General features: G+C 53.2%; 2 protein-coding genes. One reads left to right on the forward strand and one right to left on the reverse strand.

Going from position 1 to position 20,180, the window contains the following annotated elements; genetic code table 11:
- The first annotated feature begins 83 nt into the window (after positions 1 to 83).
- A complete protein-coding gene (locus tag QUF19_RS09240) occupies positions 84 to 1,277 on the forward strand; it encodes a class I SAM-dependent methyltransferase (protein ID WP_017110716.1) in 1,194 nt (397 codons plus the stop codon).
- A 72-nt stretch (positions 1,278 to 1,349) separates the two neighbouring features.
- Here the strand turns inward: QUF19_RS09240 and QUF19_RS09245 are convergent, their stop codons facing one another.
- Positions 1,350 to 19,892: a cadherin domain-containing protein gene (locus QUF19_RS09245; RefSeq protein WP_286291705.1), complete on the reverse strand. Its 18,543-nt coding sequence runs from the start codon at positions 19,890 to 19,892 to the stop codon at positions 1,350 to 1,352.
- Positions 19,893 to 20,180: the final 288 nt, after the last annotated feature.

Here is a 20,180-nt window from a genome sequence, read left to right on the forward strand (position 1 = left end):
TTCTGCAGCCCTTTCTTATTTGCTTTTCGATTTCACTTCCCCGACAATACGTCTCCTTCAAATTTCAACCAACAGAGTAAATCATGACTCCTTCTATTCATCTAGCTAAAGCCCGAGACAAATCGTTACGCCGCAAACACCCATGGGTATTTTCACGCGGTATCGATAAAGTTGAAGGCGAGCCACAACAAGGTGAAACTGTAGACGTATATGCTCAAAATGGTCAGTGGCTTGCGAAAGCAGCTTACTCTCCTGCTTCTCAAATTCGAGCTCGTGTTTGGACATTTGAAAAGGAAGAAATCAATAAAGCGTTTTTCATCAAAAGATTTAAAGACGCACAATCACTGCGTGAAGATATTATCGAACGCGATGGTTTGACAGGATACCGCTTAACGGCGGCAGAATCTGACGGCCTGCCAGGTATCACTATCGACAAATACCAAGACTTCTTAGTTTGCCAACTACTGAGCGCTGGCGCGGAGTTCAACAAAAGTATTATCGTTGAAGCGTTAGTTGAGTGCTTCCCTGATTGCAATATTTACGAACGCTCTGACGTAGCGGTTCGTAAAAAAGAAGGCTTGGAGCAAACTGTCGGTGTACTGCATGGCGAAGAGCCACCTAAATCAGTAATCATCGAAGAAAACGGCGTGAAGATCAGCGTGAACATCATGGAAGGTCATAAAACAGGCTTCTACATGGATCAACGTGATAGCCGTAAAGAATCGATGAAGTACGTTAAAGGCAAAGATGTTCTTAACTGCTTCTCATACACTGGTGGTTTTGGTCTGTATGCCCTTAAGGGTGATGCAAAGCGTGTAATCAACGCAGATGTATCTCAACTGGCTCTTGATACAGCTAAGTTCAACGCTGAGCTGAATGAGTTCGACATCTCGAAAAAGCGTGCTGTATTCTTAAACGCAGACGTATTCAAACTACTTCGTGAATACCGAGATCAAGGTACTAAGTTTGATGTCGTTATCATGGATCCACCAAAGTTCGTTTCAAGCAAAAACAACCTAACATCAGGTGCTAACGGCTATAAAGACGTTAACATGTTAGCGATGCAAATCCTGAAGCCAGGTGGAACACTACTTACCTACTCTTGCTCAGGTTTGATGGGTGCTGACCTATTCCAAAAAATTATTGCTGATGCCGCTCTAGATGCAGGCAGAACAGTGAAATTTGTTGAACGCTTCGAGCAAGCTGCCGATCACTTGATCGATACAGCTTACCCAGAAGGTTTCTACTTGAAAGGTTTCGCTTGTAAGGTGCTTTAATTTTAGAGTCTTAGAATCAAGCTTCTATAGCAAAACAGATGTATTAAAAAAGGGCCTTTCGGCCCTTTTTTGTTATTGGTCTGGTAAGTTCACAAAGAGTTGATTAACCAAGTTACTCAAATCACTACTTATCACACTGCCATCGCCTTGAGCGTTCACAGAGTCAAACTGATTCCCCGTATTATCAAGTACAATCGTTTGAGTTTGACCACTGTTACCTGAATCTTCAGAAATAGTGATCACTAAGTCCTTATCCCCTCCACCGTTATCCACTTTTTCAATAGCGATGTGTTCTAAAAGATCTGACATATTATTCTCAGTCGGCAGCAGTTGAGAGATATCCAAATGGTCTTCACCCAAAGCAAAGTCGGTAATGGTATCAACATCGCCTTGGAATGGTTGGTCAACCCATTGGAACAAGTCATCACCTTCTCCACCAACTAAGATATCGTCTCCTAGCCCACCGATAAGCGTATCTTCACCACCTTGGCCATAGAGAATATCGTCTCCTTCGCCGCCAGATAAAATGTCATCCTTATCGTTGGCTCGAGATTGGTCAAAGTCTTGTACATTGTCAGAAATATAATCGTGAATATCTCGCGCTGACACCGAAGACAATTGCTCACCAGTTTCCTGAGCTACATATTTCTGTATCGCTGCGACACCTTGACCTGAAATACCGTCAAATTGCACTAAGTCTCCGAACATGATGTCATCACCAGCTAAAGCATCAATTTGATCTTCACCTTGCAATAAACTCACTTCTTTACCAAGAATAACCTCTGACAATTTCGTTACGTCTATTGACGTTTCAACTAGGCCATCAGAGTCGTAATCTTCGAGAACATCTTCATCTAATGAGTTACCGAGCCCAATAGCGTCAACAGATGACATCAATGCGAGCAATTGATACATATGCTGACCTTGTTTATTAACGCCACCCTTATCATAGTAATCGTAAGAATTGCCATTAATGCTTAAATCACCAATTCTATCTCCTGTTAATGGTGAATATAGCTTGGCCTTATCGTCAATTAATACATTACCTTTATAATTAACAACGCCACTTGTATATCCGGCAGGCAATAAATCAGCCAGTGTTATAACTTGGTTCGTACTCAGATCATAATCGATCAATATTTCATCGAACTCACTTTTCATTAACCTACTGTCAGTAAAGGAAGTCGGCTCACCGTCAGAAATGAAATATGAAATGTTGTTCCCACCGCTTTGGTCAGCGAACCATTCAACAGCAGATTGGAATCCAGCTTCATAATTGGTACCACCTCCGCCAGCATCAGTGATCGCATCAAGTGCTGCGACGAACTGCTCTCTTGGGTTTTGACTGCTCAAGTCGACAGATACTGACGTATTTGAATTGTCTGAAAAATCCGTTATTAGAATATTAACTTGGCCGGAATGTTGCCCCTGAGAGCTAGCTAAAATCGCATCAAAAACAACCAACAGTTCATCTTTTGCGGTTTCAACATCTCTTCCCATGCTGCCCGACGTATCGAGAATAAACGCGATGTTGTAATCCTCACCAGCAACAATTTGAATCCCTTGAACGTCACCAACAATCAAATCGTTGTTCTCTGTCCCTTTGATATTATCATCACCGTGAGAGCCAGATTCCAAATCATAGCTTCTGAAACTTATATCTGCTGACGTGTTAGTTATTGCTTCATCACTATTAACCGATTCAGAGGATGAGGCAGATACAGCAAGCTCAAAGTCTAGGTCTCCTTCATAAGAGTAAGGAATGCGAAGCTCTGCACTAACATCACCAGAAACAGGTATAACAATAGAATATGATCCATCAATGTTTGGAGATATAAGCTGTCCCCCGATGTACAACTCAACGCCTTGAGGTATACCTACAAGAGTAAATTCATTACCTAACGATTCACTTCCATCGTTATCAACAAGTTCCGCTGAAATATCTAGTGGTATTACACTATCTTGAAGAACCGTATATTCTCCAGTCTCATTATCAATCTCGATTATCGAATCCGAGAAAATAATACGTTCAATACCATATAAATGGTCACCATCTTCGGTGGAAGGCGAATTATCACTAGATGTGTCTCTTTCAAGAGAATCTTTAACTAACCAATAAGGTACTTGGCTATGTTCTAGGCCTCTAAAATCAAGCTCGTATTCAGACAATTTGCCTTGATAGATAACAGTATCAGTTTCAACTTCGCTATCCTGAGACCCATTACCACCATAAAACGAATCGTTGCCACTAGTCCCAACAAACGTATCGCTACCCTGTTGACTCAAGTTAACGGCTTGCTGATCGCCAACAAACTGCTGAGCCGCCGCATTGTCAGGTGCAATCATCAAGTCATCACCTTGATTGCCATCATTAAAACCTGGAGACTGGTCAACATGGTCGAAATTAATACCACCAATAGATGTCTCACCGTTACTTACAAGGTTTCTAATATCGCTAGGTGATGTACCGAAATCAGGCACAGCTTGTGATTGTTGCAACTCCCCGACCGCAATAGTTATACGAGGAGCATCAGCAACCGCACTGACCGTAATATCGAGAGTATCGCTTACACCAGTGTTTGTAGTGTAAGTCACTGTCGGAACGTTACCTGACCAATGCTCAGATGGTACAAACGAGTAACTACCATCTTGCTCAACCGTCAACTCACCACCGGTTAGCGTGATAGTGTCACCAACGTTATAGGAAGTTCCTCCTACTTCAATTGACTGCAGTGATAATGTGTTATCTGTATCAGTATCGTTTGCTAACACGTTACCAGAGATACTTGTATCTTCATCTACAGTACGAGTATCTGGCTGCGTATTTGTAGCATTGTATTCATGAACAACCACATCAATACTGGTCGTAGTCGTAGCAGTACTTGCTGAGTCCTTTTCACTAGCGATCGCTTCTACATCAATAGTAAAATCGTCGTGACTTCCCGAAGGCGGTAAGACCGTTAGACTTGTCATATCCCAACTACTGATATCAAATGTCTCATTGGTAGTAGTGAATGTGTGAGAATTAACTCCATCACTTAGCTCAGAACCAATAGGGAAACCACTAACATTGACAGCCAAACTTTCAGAACCATCAGTATCATTTAAAGATGCTTGCAGCTCTGTCAGTGGAATACGTGTGTCTTGTGGACCTTCATTCGTTGTATAGACTTGATAGAACTCAACGCCATTTTCGTTTATTAGTTGTGATGTACGTATGTCAATATTATCGAGCTGAGATACATCACTGACTACGCCAAAGTTTGTGTTGTCTAAGTTGACAGGGCTCGCGCCATCTACAGAAACATTGACATCGAAATTACCAGGGCCACTTTGGTTATGATGGTAAATTTCTATCGGATAAAAACCAGAAACAGTTGGGGTGAATGCTCCACCTTGAATACTCCCGCGACTGTCGCCCCATCGAGCATCATCTGTAAGTTCTCCGCCGATTTTTATCGCTAAACTGTCGTCTGCTTTACCAACGAAATCATAAGATGTACCGGCTTCTAGATAAATTAGACCAGTGATTAGTGTAGCTTGACCAGCTCCTTGACTAGGGTCTCGGACGTCATTCGTATTGCTTGAAGAGGCACTATTCGCATCCAAATCATCGATGACATTAATCAAGGTATCAGGGTCAACACCATTACCAACACCATATTGAGAACCAACAGAGACACCATTCCACATACTTACGTTGAATTGTTGGCCCGGAAGTTCAATTCCATCAATGCTGGTTAACAAGTTAGGGGCATCAGCAATTGGAGTAACATTTATCGCGACAGTCGACTCTTCGCCTATATTTACACCATCCGTTGGTTTGAAACCAATCTGTGCATAATCTTGTTGTTGGTCGCCGATACCTGGGGTTGAGTGACTATCGTACCCAGATTCATCTTCATCCGGAGTGAATCGAACTCTATCTGCATCAAATTCGCCCTTGTCGATAACTTGACCAACCGAAATGTCATGCCACTGACCATCATCACCGAAATACTCAAACTGACCGTTATCTGGCAAATCGGTAATCTCGATACCTAGAGCTGAATCAGGTGAATCAACATCGCTTATTCCAAAGGAATCCCACTCGATGAAGGTAGATGTGTCTTCGTTTGTGTCAACCACACCATCAGAGGCAATAGGTGACTCATTCAGGTTCTGCTCGTTCAGCGTCACGTCGATTTCGGTCGACTTCACATCGCCAAGACCGCCCGCTTCTGTCGCCGTCACTTTCAGATTGTGCACGTTCGCCAGCGCTTCGAAGTCGTTCGACGCGGCCAACACACCCGCATCCGTTAGGGTAATCGCACCCGTTGAAGCGTTGATTTCGAACCAGCCGTTGTCGTTACCCGACGTGATGCTGTACGTCACCGACTCACCGTCCGCGTCTGTCGCACTCACGGTGCCGATCACGGTCGTGCCGTCTAGGTTCTCGTTGTAGCTGAAGCTGTATTCACCGTCGTCGTTGGTCCCAGTGAACTCCGGCGCGTTGTCGTCCAGGTTCTGCTCGTTCAGCGTCACGTCGATTTCGGTCGACTTCACATCGCCAAGACCGCCCGCTTCTGTCGCCGTCACTTTCAGATTGTGCACGTTCGCCAGCGCTTCGAAGTCGTTCGACGCGGCCAACACACCCGCATCCGTTAGGGTAATCGCACCCGTTGAAGCGTTGATTTCGAACCAGCCGTTGTCGTTACCCGACGTGATGCTGTACGTCACCGACTCACCGTCCGCGTCTGTCGCACTCACGGTGCCGATCACGGTCGTGCCGTCTAGGTTCTCGTTGTAGCTGAAGCTGTATTCACCGTCGTCGTTGGTCCCAGTGAACTCCGGCGCGTTGTCGTCCAGGTTCTGCTCGTTCAGCGTCACGTCGATTTCGGTCGACTTCACATCGCCAAGACCGCCCGCTTCTGTCGCCGTCACTTTCAGATTGTGCACGTTCGCCAGCGCTTCGAAGTCGTTCGACGCGGCCAACACACCCGCATCCGTTAGGGTAATCGCACCCGTTGAAGCGTTGATTTCGAACCAGCCGTTGTCGTTACCCGACGTGATGCTGTACGTCACCGACTCACCGTCCGCGTCTGTCGCACTCACGGTGCCGATCACGGTCGTGCCGTCTAGGTTCTCGTTGTAGCTGAAGCTGTATTCACCGTCGTCGTTGGTCCCAGTGAACTCCGGCGCGTTGTCGTCCAGGTTCTGCTCGTTCAGCGTCACGTCGATTTCGGTCGACTTCACATCGCCAAGACCGCCCGCTTCTGTCGCCGTCACTTTCAGATTGTGCACGTTCGCCAGCGCTTCGAAGTCGTTCGACGCGGCCAACACACCCGCATCCGTTAGGGTAATCGCACCCGTTGAAGCGTTGATTTCGAACCAGCCGTTGTCGTTACCCGACGTGATGCTGTACGTCACCGACTCACCGTCCGCGTCTGTCGCACTCACGGTGCCGATCACGGTCGTGCCGTCTAGGTTCTCGTTGTAGCTGAAGCTGTATTCACCGTCGTCGTTGGTCCCAGTGAACTCCGGCGCGTTGTCGTCCAGGTTCTGCTCGTTCAGCGTCACGTCGATTTCGGTCGACTTCACATCGCCAAGACCGCCCGCTTCTGTCGCCGTCACTTTCAGATTGTGCACGTTCGCCAGCGCTTCGAAGTCGTTCGACGCGGCCAACACACCCGCATCCGTTAGGGTAATCGCACCCGTTGAAGCGTTGATTTCGAACCAGCCGTTGTCGTTACCCGACGTGATGCTGTACGTCACCGACTCACCGTCCGCGTCTGTCGCACTCACGGTGCCGATCACGGTCGTGCCGTCTAGGTTCTCGTTGTAGCTGAAGCTGTATTCACCGTCGTCGTTGGTCCCAGTGAACTCCGGCGCGTTGTCGTCCAGGTTCTGCTCGTTCAGCGTCACGTCGATTTCGGTCGACTTCACATCGCCAAGACCGCCCGCTTCTGTCGCCGTCACTTTCAGATTGTGCACGTTCGCCAGCGCTTCGAAGTCGTTCGACGCGGCCAACACACCCGCATCCGTTAGGGTAATCGCACCCGTTGAAGCGTTGATTTCGAACCAGCCGTTGTCGTTACCCGACGTGATGCTGTACGTCACCGACTCACCGTCCGCGTCTGTCGCACTCACGGTGCCGATCACGGTCGTGCCGTCTAGGTTCTCGTTGTAGCTGAAGCTGTATTCACCGTCGTCGTTGGTCCCAGTGAACTCCGGCGCGTTGTCGTCCAGGTTCTGCTCGTTCAGCGTCACGTCGATTTCGGTCGACTTCACATCGCCAAGACCGCCCGCTTCTGTCGCCGTCACTTTCAGATTGTGCACGTTCGCCAGCGCTTCGAAGTCGTTCGACGCGGCCAACACACCCGCATCCGTTAGGGTAATCGCACCCGTTGAAGCGTTGATTTCGAACCAGCCGTTGTCGTTACCCGACGTGATGCTGTACGTCACCGACTCACCGTCCGCGTCTGTCGCACTCACGGTGCCGATCACGGTCGTGCCGTCTAGGTTCTCGTTGTAGCTGAAGCTGTATTCACCGTCGTCGTTGGTCCCAGTGAACTCCGGCGCGTTGTCGTCCAGGTTCTGCTCGTTCAGCGTCACGTCGATTTCGGTCGACTTCACATCGCCAAGACCGCCCGCTTCTGTCGCCGTCACTTTCAGATTGTGCACGTTCGCCAGCGCTTCGAAGTCGTTCGACGCGGCCAACACACCCGCATCCGTTAGGGTAATCGCACCCGTTGAAGCGTTGATTTCGAACCAGCCGTTGTCGTTACCCGACGTGATGCTGTACGTCACCGACTCACCGTCCGCGTCTGTCGCACTCACGGTGCCGATCACGGTCGTGCCGTCTAGGTTCTCGTTGTAGCTGAAGCTGTATTCACCGTCGTCGTTGGTCCCAGTGAACTCCGGCGCGTTGTCGTCCAGGTTCTGCTCGTTCAGCGTCACGTCGATTTCGGTCGACTTCACATCGCCAAGACCGCCCGCTTCTGTCGCCGTCACTTTCAGATTGTGCACGTTCGCCAGCGCTTCGAAGTCGTTCGACGCGGCCAACACACCCGCATCCGTTAGGGTAATCGCACCCGTTGAAGCGTTGATTTCGAACCAGCCGTTGTCGTTACCCGACGTGATGCTGTACGTCACCGACTCACCGTCCGCGTCTGTCGCACTCACGGTGCCGATCACGGTCGTGCCGTCTAGGTTCTCGTTGTAGCTGAAGCTGTATTCACCGTCGTCGTTGGTCCCAGTGAACTCCGGCGCGTTGTCGTCCAGGTTCTGCTCGTTCAGCGTCACGTCGATTTCGGTCGACTTCACATCGCCAAGACCGCCCGCTTCTGTCGCCGTCACTTTCAGATTGTGCACGTTCGCCAGCGCTTCGAAGTCGTTCGACGCGGCCAACACACCCGCATCCGTTAGGGTAATCGCACCCGTTGAAGCGTTGATTTCGAACCAGCCGTTGTCGTTACCCGACGTGATGCTGTACGTCACCGACTCACCGTCCGCGTCTGTCGCACTCACGGTGCCGATCACGGTCGTGCCGTCTAGGTTCTCGTTGTAGCTGAAGCTGTATTCACCGTCGTCGTTGGTCCCAGTGAACTCCGGCGCGTTGTCGTCCAGGTTCTGCTCGTTCAGCGTCACGTCGATTTCGGTCGACTTCACATCGCCAAGACCGCCCGCTTCTGTCGCCGTCACTTTCAGATTGTGCACGTTCGCCAGCGCTTCGAAGTCGTTCGACGCGGCCAACACACCCGCATCCGTTAGGGTAATCGCACCCGTTGAAGCGTTGATTTCGAACCAGCCGTTGTCGTTACCCGACGTGATGCTGTACGTCACCGACTCACCGTCCGCGTCTGTCGCACTCACGGTGCCGATCACGGTCGTGCCGTCTAGGTTCTCGTTGTAGCTGAAGCTGTATTCACCGTCGTCGTTGGTCCCAGTGAACTCCGGCGCGTTGTCGTCCAGGTTCTGCTCGTTCAGCGTCACGTCGATTTCGGTCGACTTCACATCGCCAAGACCGCCCGCTTCTGTCGCCGTCACTTTCAGATTGTGCACGTTCGCCAGCGCTTCGAAGTCGTTCGACGCGGCCAACACACCCGCATCCGTTAGGGTAATCGCACCCGTTGAAGCGTTGATTTCGAACCAGCCGTTGTCGTTACCCGACGTGATGCTGTACGTCACCGACTCACCGTCCGCGTCTGTCGCACTCACGGTGCCGATCACGGTCGTGCCGTCTAGGTTCTCGTTGTAGCTGAAGCTGTATTCACCGTCGTCGTTGGTCCCAGTGAACTCCGGCGCGTTGTCGTCCAGGTTCTGCTCGTTCAGCGTCACGTCGATTTCGGTCGACTTCACATCGCCAAGACCGCCCGCTTCTGTCGCCGTCACTTTCAGATTGTGCACGTTCGCCAGCGCTTCGAAGTCGTTCGACGCGGCCAACACACCCGCATCCGTTAGGGTAATCGCACCCGTTGAAGCGTTGATTTCGAACCAGCCGTTGTCGTTACCCGACGTGATGCTGTACGTCACCGACTCACCGTCCGCGTCTGTCGCACTCACGGTGCCGATCACGGTCGTGCCGTCTAGGTTCTCGTTGTAGCTGAAGCTGTATTCACCGTCGTCGTTGGTCCCAGTGAACTCCGGCGCGTTGTCGTCCAGGTTCTGCTCGTTCAGCGTCACGTCGATTTCGGTCGACTTCACATCGCCAAGACCGCCCGCTTCTGTCGCCGTCACTTTCAGATTGTGCACGTTCGCCAGCGCTTCGAAGTCGTTCGACGCGGCCAACACACCCGCATCCGTTAGGGTAATCGCACCCGTTGAAGCGTTGATTTCGAACCAGCCGTTGTCGTTACCCGACGTGATGCTGTACGTCACCGACTCACCGTCCGCGTCTGTCGCACTCACGGTGCCGATCACGGTCGTGCCGTCTAGGTTCTCGTTGTAGCTGAAGCTGTATTCACCGTCGTCGTTGGTCCCAGTGAACTCCGGCGCGTTGTCGTCCAGGTTCTGCTCGTTCAGCGTCACGTCGATTTCGGTCGACTTCACATCGCCAAGACCGCCCGCTTCTGTCGCCGTCACTTTCAGATTGTGCACGTTCGCCAGCGCTTCGAAGTCGTTCGACGCGGCCAACACACCCGCATCCGTTAGGGTAATCGCACCCGTTGAAGCGTTGATTTCGAACCAGCCGTTGTCGTTACCCGACGTGATGCTGTACGTCACCGACTCACCGTCCGCGTCTGTCGCACTCACGGTGCCGATCACGGTCGTGCCGTCTAGGTTCTCGTTGTAGCTGAAGCTGTATTCACCGTCGTCGTTGGTCCCAGTGAACTCCGGCGCGTTGTCGTCCAGGTTCTGCTCGTTCAGCGTCACGTCGATTTCGGTCGACTTCACATCGCCAAGACCGCCCGCTTCTGTCGCCGTCACTTTCAGATTGTGCACGTTCGCCAGCGCTTCGAAGTCGTTCGACGCGGCCAACACACCCGCATCCGTTAGGGTAATCGCACCCGTTGAAGCGTTGATTTCGAACCAGCCGTTGTCGTTACCCGACGTGATGCTGTACGTCACCGACTCACCGTCCGCGTCTGTCGCACTCACGGTGCCGATCACGGTCGTGCCGTCTAGGTTCTCGTTGTAGCTGAAGCTGTATTCACCGTCGTCGTTGGTCCCAGTGAACTCCGGCGCGTTGTCGTCCAGGTTCTGCTCGTTCAGCGTCACGTCGATTTCGGTCGACTTCACATCGCCAAGACCGCCCGCTTCTGTCGCCGTCACTTTCAGATTGTGCACGTTCGCCAGCGCTTCGAAGTCGTTCGACGCGGCCAACACACCCGCATCCGTTAGGGTAATCGCACCCGTTGAAGCGTTGATTTCGAACCAGCCGTTGTCGTTACCCGACGTGATGCTGTACGTCACCGACTCACCGTCCGCGTCTGTCGCACTCACGGTGCCGATCACGGTCGTGCCGTCTAGGTTCTCGTTGTAGCTGAAGCTGTATTCACCGTCGTCGTTGGTCCCAGTGAACTCCGGCGCGTTGTCGTCCAGGTTCTGCTCGTTCAGCGTCACGTCGATTTCGGTCGACTTCACATCGCCAAGACCGCCCGCTTCTGTCGCCGTCACTTTCAGATTGTGCACGTTCGCCAGCGCTTCGAAGTCGTTCGACGCGGCCAACACACCCGCATCCGTTAGGGTAATCGCACCCGTTGAAGCGTTGATTTCGAACCAGCCGTTGTCGTTACCCGACGTGATGCTGTACGTCACCGACTCACCGTCCGCGTCTGTCGCACTCACGGTGCCGATCACGGTCGTGCCGTCTAGGTTCTCGTTGTAGCTGAAGCTGTATTCACCGTCGTCGTTGGTCCCAGTGAACTCCGGCGCGTTGTCGTCCAGGTTCTGCTCGTTCAGCGTCACGTCGATTTCGGTCGACTTCACATCGCCAAGACCGCCCGCTTCTGTCGCCGTCACTTTCAGATTGTGCACGTTCGCCAGCGCTTCGAAGTCGTTCGACGCGGCCAACACACCCGCATCCGTTAGGGTAATCGCACCCGTTGAAGCGTTGATTTCGAACCAGCCGTTGTCGTTACCCGACGTGATGCTGTACGTCACCGACTCACCGTCCGCGTCTGTCGCACTCACGGTGCCGATCACGGTCGTGCCGTCTAGGTTCTCGTTGTAGCTGAAGCTGTATTCACCGTCGTCGTTGGTCCCAGTGAACTCCGGCGCGTTGTCGTCCAGGTTCTGCTCGTTCAGCGTCACGTCGATTTCGGTCGACTTCACATCGCCAAGACCGCCCGCTTCTGTCGCCGTCACTTTCAGATTGTGCACGTTCGCCAGCGCTTCGAAGTCGTTCGACGCGGCCAACACACCCGCATCCGTTAGGGTAATCGCACCCGTTGAAGCGTTGATTTCGAACCAGCCGTTGTCGTTACCCGACGTGATGCTGTACGTCACCGACTCACCGTCCGCGTCTGTCGCACTCACGGTGCCGATCACGGTCGTGCCGTCTAGGTTCTCGTTGTAGCTGAAGCTGTATTCACCGTCGTCGTTGGTCCCAGTGAACTCCGGCGCGTTGTCGTCCAGGTTCTGCTCGTTCAGCGTCACGTCGATTTCGGTCGACTTCACATCGCCAAGACCGCCCGCTTCTGTCGCCGTCACTTTCAGATTGTGCACGTTCGCCAGCGCTTCGAAGTCGTTCGACGCGGCCAACACACCCGCATCCGTTAGGGTAATCGCACCCGTTGAAGCGTTGATTTCGAACCAGCCGTTGTCGTTACCCGACGTGATGCTGTACGTCACCGACTCACCGTCCGCGTCTGTCGCACTCACGGTGCCGATCACGGTCGTGCCGTCTAGGTTCTCGTTGTAGCTGAAGCTGTATTCACCGTCGTCGTTGGTCCCAGTGAACTCCGGCGCGTTGTCGTCCAGGTTCTGCTCGTTCAGCGTCACGTCGATTTCGGTCGACTTCACATCGCCAAGACCGCCCGCTTCTGTCGCCGTCACTTTCAGATTGTGCACGTTCGCCAGCGCTTCGAAGTCGTTCGACGCGGCCAACACACCCGCATCCGTTAGGGTAATCGCACCCGTTGAAGCGTTGATTTCGAACCAGCCGTTGTCGTTACCCGACGTGATGCTGTACGTCACCGACTCACCGTCCGCGTCTGTCGCACTCACGGTGCCGATCACGGTCGTGCCGTCTAGGTTCTCGTTGTAGCTGAAGCTGTATTCACCGTCGTCGTTGGTCCCAGTGAACTCCGGCGCGTTGTCGTCCAGGTTCTGCTCGTTCAGCGTCACGTCGATTTCGGTCGACTTCACATCGCCAAGACCGCCCGCTTCTGTCGCCGTCACTTTCAGATTGTGCACGTTCGCCAGCGCTTCGAAGTCGTTCGACGCGGCCAACACACCCGCATCCGTTAGGGTAATCGCACCCGTTGAAGCGTTGATTTCGAACCAGCCGTTGTCGTTACCCGACGTGATGCTGTACGTCACCGACTCACCGTCCGCGTCTGTCGCACTCACGGTGCCGATCACGGTCGTGCCGTCTAGGTTCTCGTTGTAGCTGAAGCTGTATTCACCGTCGTCGTTGGTCCCAGTGAACTCCGGCGCGTTGTCGTCCAGGTTCTGCTCGTTCAGCGTCACGTCGATTTCGGTCGACTTCACATCGCCAAGACCGCCCGCTTCTGTCGCCGTCACTTTCAGATTGTGCACGTTCGCCAGCGCTTCGAAGTCGTTCGACGCGGCCAACACACCCGCATCCGTTAGGGTAATCGCACCCGTTGAAGCGTTGATTTCGAACCAGCCGTTGTCGTTACCCGACGTGATGCTGTACGTCACCGACTCACCGTCCGCGTCTGTCGCACTCACGGTGCCGATCACGGTCGTGCCGTCTAGGTTCTCGTTGTAGCTGAAGCTGTATTCACCGTCGTCGTTGGTCCCAGTGAACTCCGGCGCGTTGTCGTCCAGGTTCTGCTCGTTCAGCGTCACGTCGATTTCGGTCGACTTCACATCGCCAAGACCGCCCGCTTCTGTCGCCGTCACTTTCAGATTGTGCACGTTCGCCAGCGCTTCGAAGTCGTTCGACGCGGCCAACACACCCGCATCCGTTAGGGTAATCGCACCCGTTGAAGCGTTGATTTCGAACCAGCCGTTGTCGTTACCCGACGTGATGCTGTACGTCACCGACTCACCGTCCGCGTCTGTCGCACTCACGGTGCCGATCACGGTCGTGCCGTCTAGGTTCTCGTTGTAGCTGAAGCTGTATTCACCGTCGTCGTTGGTCCCAGTGAACTCCGGCGCGTTGTCGTCCAGGTTCTGCTCGTTCAGCGTCACGTCGATTTCGGTCGACTTCACATCGCCAAGACCGCCCGCTTCTGTCGCCGTCACTTTCAGATTGTGCACGTTCGCCAGCGCTTCGAAGTCGTTCGACGCGGCCAACACACCCGCATCCGTTAGGGTAATCGCACCCGTTGAAGCGTTGATTTCGAACCAGCCGTTGTCGTTACCCGACGTGATGCTGTACGTCACCGACTCACCGTCCGCGTCTGTCGCACTCACGGTGCCGATCACGGTCGTGCCGTCTAGGTTCTCGTTGTAGCTGAAGCTGTATTCACCGTCGTCGTTGGTCCCAGTGAACTCCGGCGCGTTGTCGTCCAGGTTCTGCTCGTTCAGCGTCACGTCGATTTCGGTCGACTTCACATCGCCAAGACCGCCCGCTTCTGTCGCCGTCACTTTCAGATTGTGCACGTTCGCCAGCGCTTCGAAGTCGTTCGACGCGGCCAACACACCCGCATCCGTTAGGGTAATCGCACCCGTTGAAGCGTTGATTTCGAACCAGCCGTTGTCGTTACCCGACGTGATGCTGTACGTCACCGACTCACCGTCCGCGTCTGTCGCACTCACGGTGCCGATCACGGTCGTGCCGTCTAGGTTCTCGTTGTAGCTGAAGCTGTATTCACCGTCGTCGTTGGTCCCAGTGAACTCCGGCGCGTTGTCGTCCAGGTTCTGCTCGTTCAGCGTCACGTCGATTTCGGTCGACTTCACATCGCCAAGACCGCCCGCTTCTGTCGCCGTCACTTTCAGATTGTGCACGTTCGCCAGCGCTTCGAAGTCGTTCGACGCGGCCAACACACCCGCATCCGTTAGGGTAATCGCACCCGTTGAAGCGTTGATTTCGAACCAGCCGTTGTCGTTACCCGACGTGATGCTGTACGTCACCGACTCACCGTCCGCGTCTGTCGCACTCACGGTGCCGATCACGGTCGTGCCGTCTAGGTTCTCGTTGTAGCTGAAGCTGTATTCACCGTCGTCGTTGGTCCCAGTGAACTCCGGCGCGTTGTCGTCCAGGTTCTGCTCGTTCAGCGTCACGTCGATTTCGGTCGACTTCACATCGCCAAGACCGCCCGCTTCTGTCGCCGTCACTTTCAGATTGTGCACGTTCGCCAGCGCTTCGAAGTCGTTCGACGCGGCCAACACACCCGCATCCGTTAGGGTAATCGCACCCGTTGAAGCGTTGATTTCGAACCAGCCGTTGTCGTTACCCGACGTGATGCTGTACGTCACCGACTCACCGTCCGCGTCTGTCGCACTCACGGTGCCGATCACGGTCGTGCCGTCTAGGTTCTCGTTGTAGCTGAAGCTGTATTCACCGTCGTCGTTGGTCCCAGTGAACTCCGGCGCGTTGTCGTCCAGGTTCTGCTCGTTCAGCGTCACGTCGATTTCGGTCGACTTCACATCGCCAAGACCGCCCGCTTCTGTCGCCGTCACTTTCAGATTGTGCACGTTCGCCAGCGCTTCGAAGTCGTTCGACGCGGCCAACACACCCGCATCCGTTAGGGTAATCGCACCCGTTGAAGCGTTGATTTCGAACCAGCCGTTGTCGTTACCCGACGTGATGCTGTACGTCACCGACTCACCGTCCGCGTCTGTCGCACTCACGGTGCCGATCACGGTCGTGCCGTCTAGGTTCTCGTTGTAGCTGAAGCTGTATTCACCGTCGTCGTTGGTCCCAGTGAACTCCGGCGCGTTGTCGTCCAGGTTCTGCTCGTTCAGCGTCACGTCGATTTCGGTCGACTTCACATCGCCAAGACCGCCCGCTTCTGTCGCCGTCACTTTCAGATTGTGCACGTTCGCCAGCGCTTCGAAGTCGTTCGACGCGGCCAACACACCCGCATCCGTTAGGGTAATCGCACCCGTTGAAGCGTTGATTTCGAACCAGCCGTTGTCGTTACCCGACGTGATGCTGTACGTCACCGACTCACCGTCCGCGTCTGTCGCACTCACGGTGCCGATCACGGTCGTGCCGTCTAGGTTCTCGTTGTAGCTGAAGCTGTATTCACCGTCGTCGTTGGTCCCAGTGAACTCCGGCGCGTTGTCGTCCAGGTTCTGCTCGTTCAGCGTCACGTCGATTTCGGTCGACTTCACATCGCCAAGACCGCCCGCTTCTGTCGCCGTCACTTTCAGATTGTGCACGTTCGCCAGCGCTTCGAAGTCGTTCGACGCGGCCAACACACCCGCATCCGTTAGGGTAATCGCACCCGTTGAAGCGTTGATTTCGAACCAGCCGTTGTCGTTACCCGACGTGATGCTGTACGTCACCGACTCACCGTCCGCGTCTGTCGCACTCACGGTGCCGATCACGGTCGTGCCGTCTAGGTTCTCGTTGTAGCTGAAGCTGTATTCACCGTCGTCGTTGGTCCCAGTGAACTCCGGCGCGTTGTCGTCCAGGTTCTGCTCGTTCAGCGTCACGTCGATTTCGGTCGACTTCACATCGCCAAGACCGCCCGCTTCTGTCGCCGTCACTTTCAGATTGTGCACGTTCGCCAGCGCTTCGAAGTCGTTCGACGCGGCCAACACACCCGCATCCGTTAGGGTAATCGCACCCGTTGAAGCGTTGATTTCGAACCAGCCGTTGTCGTTACCCGACGTGATGCTGTACGTCACCGACTCACCGTCCGCGTCTGTCGCACTCACGGTGCCGATCACGGTCGTGCCGTCTAGGTTCTCGTTGTAGCTGAAGCTGTATTCACCGTCGTCGTTGGTCCCAGTGAACTCCGGCGCGTTGTCGTCCAGGTTCTGCTCGTTCAGCGTCACGTCGATTTCGGTCGACTTCACATCGCCAAGACCGCCCGCTTCTGTCGCCGTCACTTTCAGATTGTGCACGTTCGCCAGCGCTTCGAAGTCGTTCGACGCGGCCAACACACCCGCATCCGTTAGGGTAATCGCACCCGTTGAAGCGTTGATTTCGAACCAGCCGTTGTCGTTACCCGACGTGATGCTGTACGTCACCGACTCACCGTCCGCGTCTGTCGCACTCACGGTGCCGATCACGGTCGTGCCGTCTAGGTTCTCGTTGTAGCTGAAGCTGTATTCACCGTCGTCGTTGGTCCCAGTGAACTCCGGCGCGTTGTCGTCCAGGTTCTGCTCGTTCAGCGTCACGTCGATTTCGGTCGACTTCACATCGCCAAGACCGCCCGCTTCTGTCGCCGTCACTTTCAGATTGTGCACGTTCGCCAGCGCTTCGAAGTCGTTCGACGCGGCCAACACACCCGCATCCGTTAGGGTAATCGCACCCGTTGAAGCGTTGATTTCGAACCAGCCGTTGTCGTTACCCGACGTGATGCTGTACGTCACCGACTCACCGTCCGCGTCTGTCGCACTCACGGTGCCGATCACGGTCGTGCCGTCTAGGTTCTCGTTGTAGCTGAAGCTGTATTCACCGTCGTCGTTGGTCCCAGTGAACTCCGGCGCGTTGTCGTCCAGGTTCTGCTCGTTCAGCGTCACGTCGATTTCGGTCGACTTCACATCGCCAAGACCGCCCGCTTCTGTCGCCGTCACTTTCAGATTGTGCACGTTCGCCAGCGCTTCGAAGTCGTTCGACGCGGCCAACACACCCGCATCCGTTAGGGTAATCGCACCCGTTGAAGCGTTGATTTCGAACCAGCCGTTGTCGTTACCCGACGTGATGCTGTACGTCACCGACTCACCGTCCGCGTCTGTCGCACTCACGGTGCCGATCACGGTCGTGCCGTCTAGGTTCTCGTTGTAGCTGAAGCTGTATTCACCGTCGTCGTTGGTCCCAGTGAACTCCGGCGCGTTGTCGTCCAGGTTCTGCTCGTTCAGCGTCACGTCGATTTCGGTCGACTTCACATCGCCAAGACCGCCCGCTTCTGTCGCCGTCACTTTCAGATTGTGCACGTTCGCCAGCGCTTCGAAGTCGTTCGACGCGGCCAACACACCCGCATCCGTTAGGGTAATCGCACCCGTTGAAGCGTTGATTTCGAACCAGCCGTTGTCGTTACCCGACGTGATGCTGTACGTCACCGACTCACCGTCCGCGTCTGTCGCACTCACGGTGCCGATCACGGTCGTGCCGTCTAGGTTCTCGTTGTAGCTGAAGCTGTATTCACCGTCGTCGTTGGTCCCAGTGAACTCCGGCGCGTTGTCGTCCAGGTTCTGCTCGTTCAGCGTCACGTCGATTTCGGTCGACTTCACATCGCCAAGACCGCCCGCTTCTGTCGCCGTCACTTTCAGATTGTGCACGTTCGCCAGCGCTTCGAAGTCGTTCGACGCGGCCAACACACCCGCATCCGTTAGGGTAATCGCACCCGTTGAAGCGTTGATTTCGAACCAGCCGTTGTCGTTACCCGACGTGATGCTGTACGTCACCGACTCACCGTCCGCGTCTGTCGCACTCACGGTGCCGATCACGGTCGTGCCGTCTAGGTTCTCGTTGTAGCTGAAGCTGTATTCACCGTCGTCGTTGGTCCCAGTGAACTCCGGCGCGTTGTCGTCCAGGTTCTGCTCGTTCAGCGTCACCGTAGCTTCAGCTGTCGAGCCGTAACCGTCGGTCATCACCATCTGGTAATCACCACTGTTCGAGCCTTGATCGAAGTCGTTCACCTCCGCCGCCACGCCCGCTGCCGTGATGCTGATATTGCCGGCCGCATCCACACTGTAGAAGCCGTCTTCACTGGTGGTGCTTAATGTGCCGTCACTGTGTTTGAACTCGTATATGGTCACGCCATCCAGATCGCTGCCTGACAAAGTGCCAACCACCGCGTCCGCCACTTGGTTTTCCGCGTACGTCACCGTTTGCGCATCAAATGAAGATTGGTCATTTACTGGCGTAACCCCAACATCAACCGTAATGGTATCAGTACCACCTTGGCCATCATTAACCACAACAGTAAAGCTATCGCTTCCGTTGTAGTTCTCGTTTGGGGTGTATGTCCAATTACCATTTTCATCGACGACTACAGAGCCATTCTCTGGCTCTGTACCTTTACTGAACGTTAACTGATCATTATCTGCGTCTGTTGCATTGAGGGAGCCGCTGACTGGAGTATCTTCATCTGTAGTGACAGAAACATCGTCACCGACCGGTGAATCATTAATAGGAGTAACACCGATATTCACGGTTATTGTGTCTGTGCCACCTTGCCCGTCAGAGACTTCTACAGTAAAGCTGTCATCACCGTTGTAGTTTTCATTAGGTGTATAAGTCCAGTCACCGTTTCCATCAACGACGACGGTGCCGTTCGAAGGATCTGTAGCTTTAACGAAAGACAGAGTATCGCCATCTTCGTCTGAAGCCGACAAGGTTCCGTTCACTGGCGTATCTTCATCTGTGGTAAAAGAGACTGTGTCACCGATAGGTGAATTATTGTTATCAACGAAAGTGGGATTTTTATTAGGTTGCTCAAACGAACGGAAAGCATCAAGAAGACTCAAGCTTTGAGTACGAGACATTCCCAGCGCTTCAAAACCCGTTGTTACGAAGTCGGTACCAGGGATAGTTTCTTCGCCATCTCGCTCGATAGTTCCGCTCGCACTTAAACTAGAGCCATTCTGGCCTGCAGCGGTAGCGAACTCTTCACCTAACTCTGTTGGGTCTTGACCTTCTTCTAATGCAGCAAAAATATTCGCTATGTCTTGGTCAAGTTCAACTTCCCCACCTTCTTCTGGTGAAAAGCGCTTTGCTGATACCTGAGGTTCATTGGACCCGTTCTGAGATTCAAGAACGACATCCCCTGTTTGTAGTGGTTGGCCTTCTTCTAAGACTTTAATCGTACCATCTACCGAGATAACAATGCGCTGGCCAAGTGCTAATGCACCACCCAAATTCAATGTTGTCATGTCCATATAAACCCCTAAAAAAGCATTTCTTGTCATTAACGTCAAAATAGTGACATTATATTTATAATATTAGTTAAAATATAACACTTAAAGTCATATAATTCCTAGTTATGAATCTAGTATTTAACAACTTGAGTGACAAGCTAATGACGGTGATCACATCGCATAACAATCTTAGTGCTCACAACAGTAATATAAGTTATTGTGTTTGCGGAAAATAATAGATTTTAAAACGTAAGATTGACGTATCTAAAAATACCATAAAACGCACGATGATCGGTTAACATTTTAACA

The sequence above is a fragment of the Vibrio sp. FE10 genome (assembly GCF_030297155.1).
Lineage (GTDB): Bacteria > Pseudomonadota > Gammaproteobacteria > Enterobacterales > Vibrionaceae > Vibrio > Vibrio apostichopi.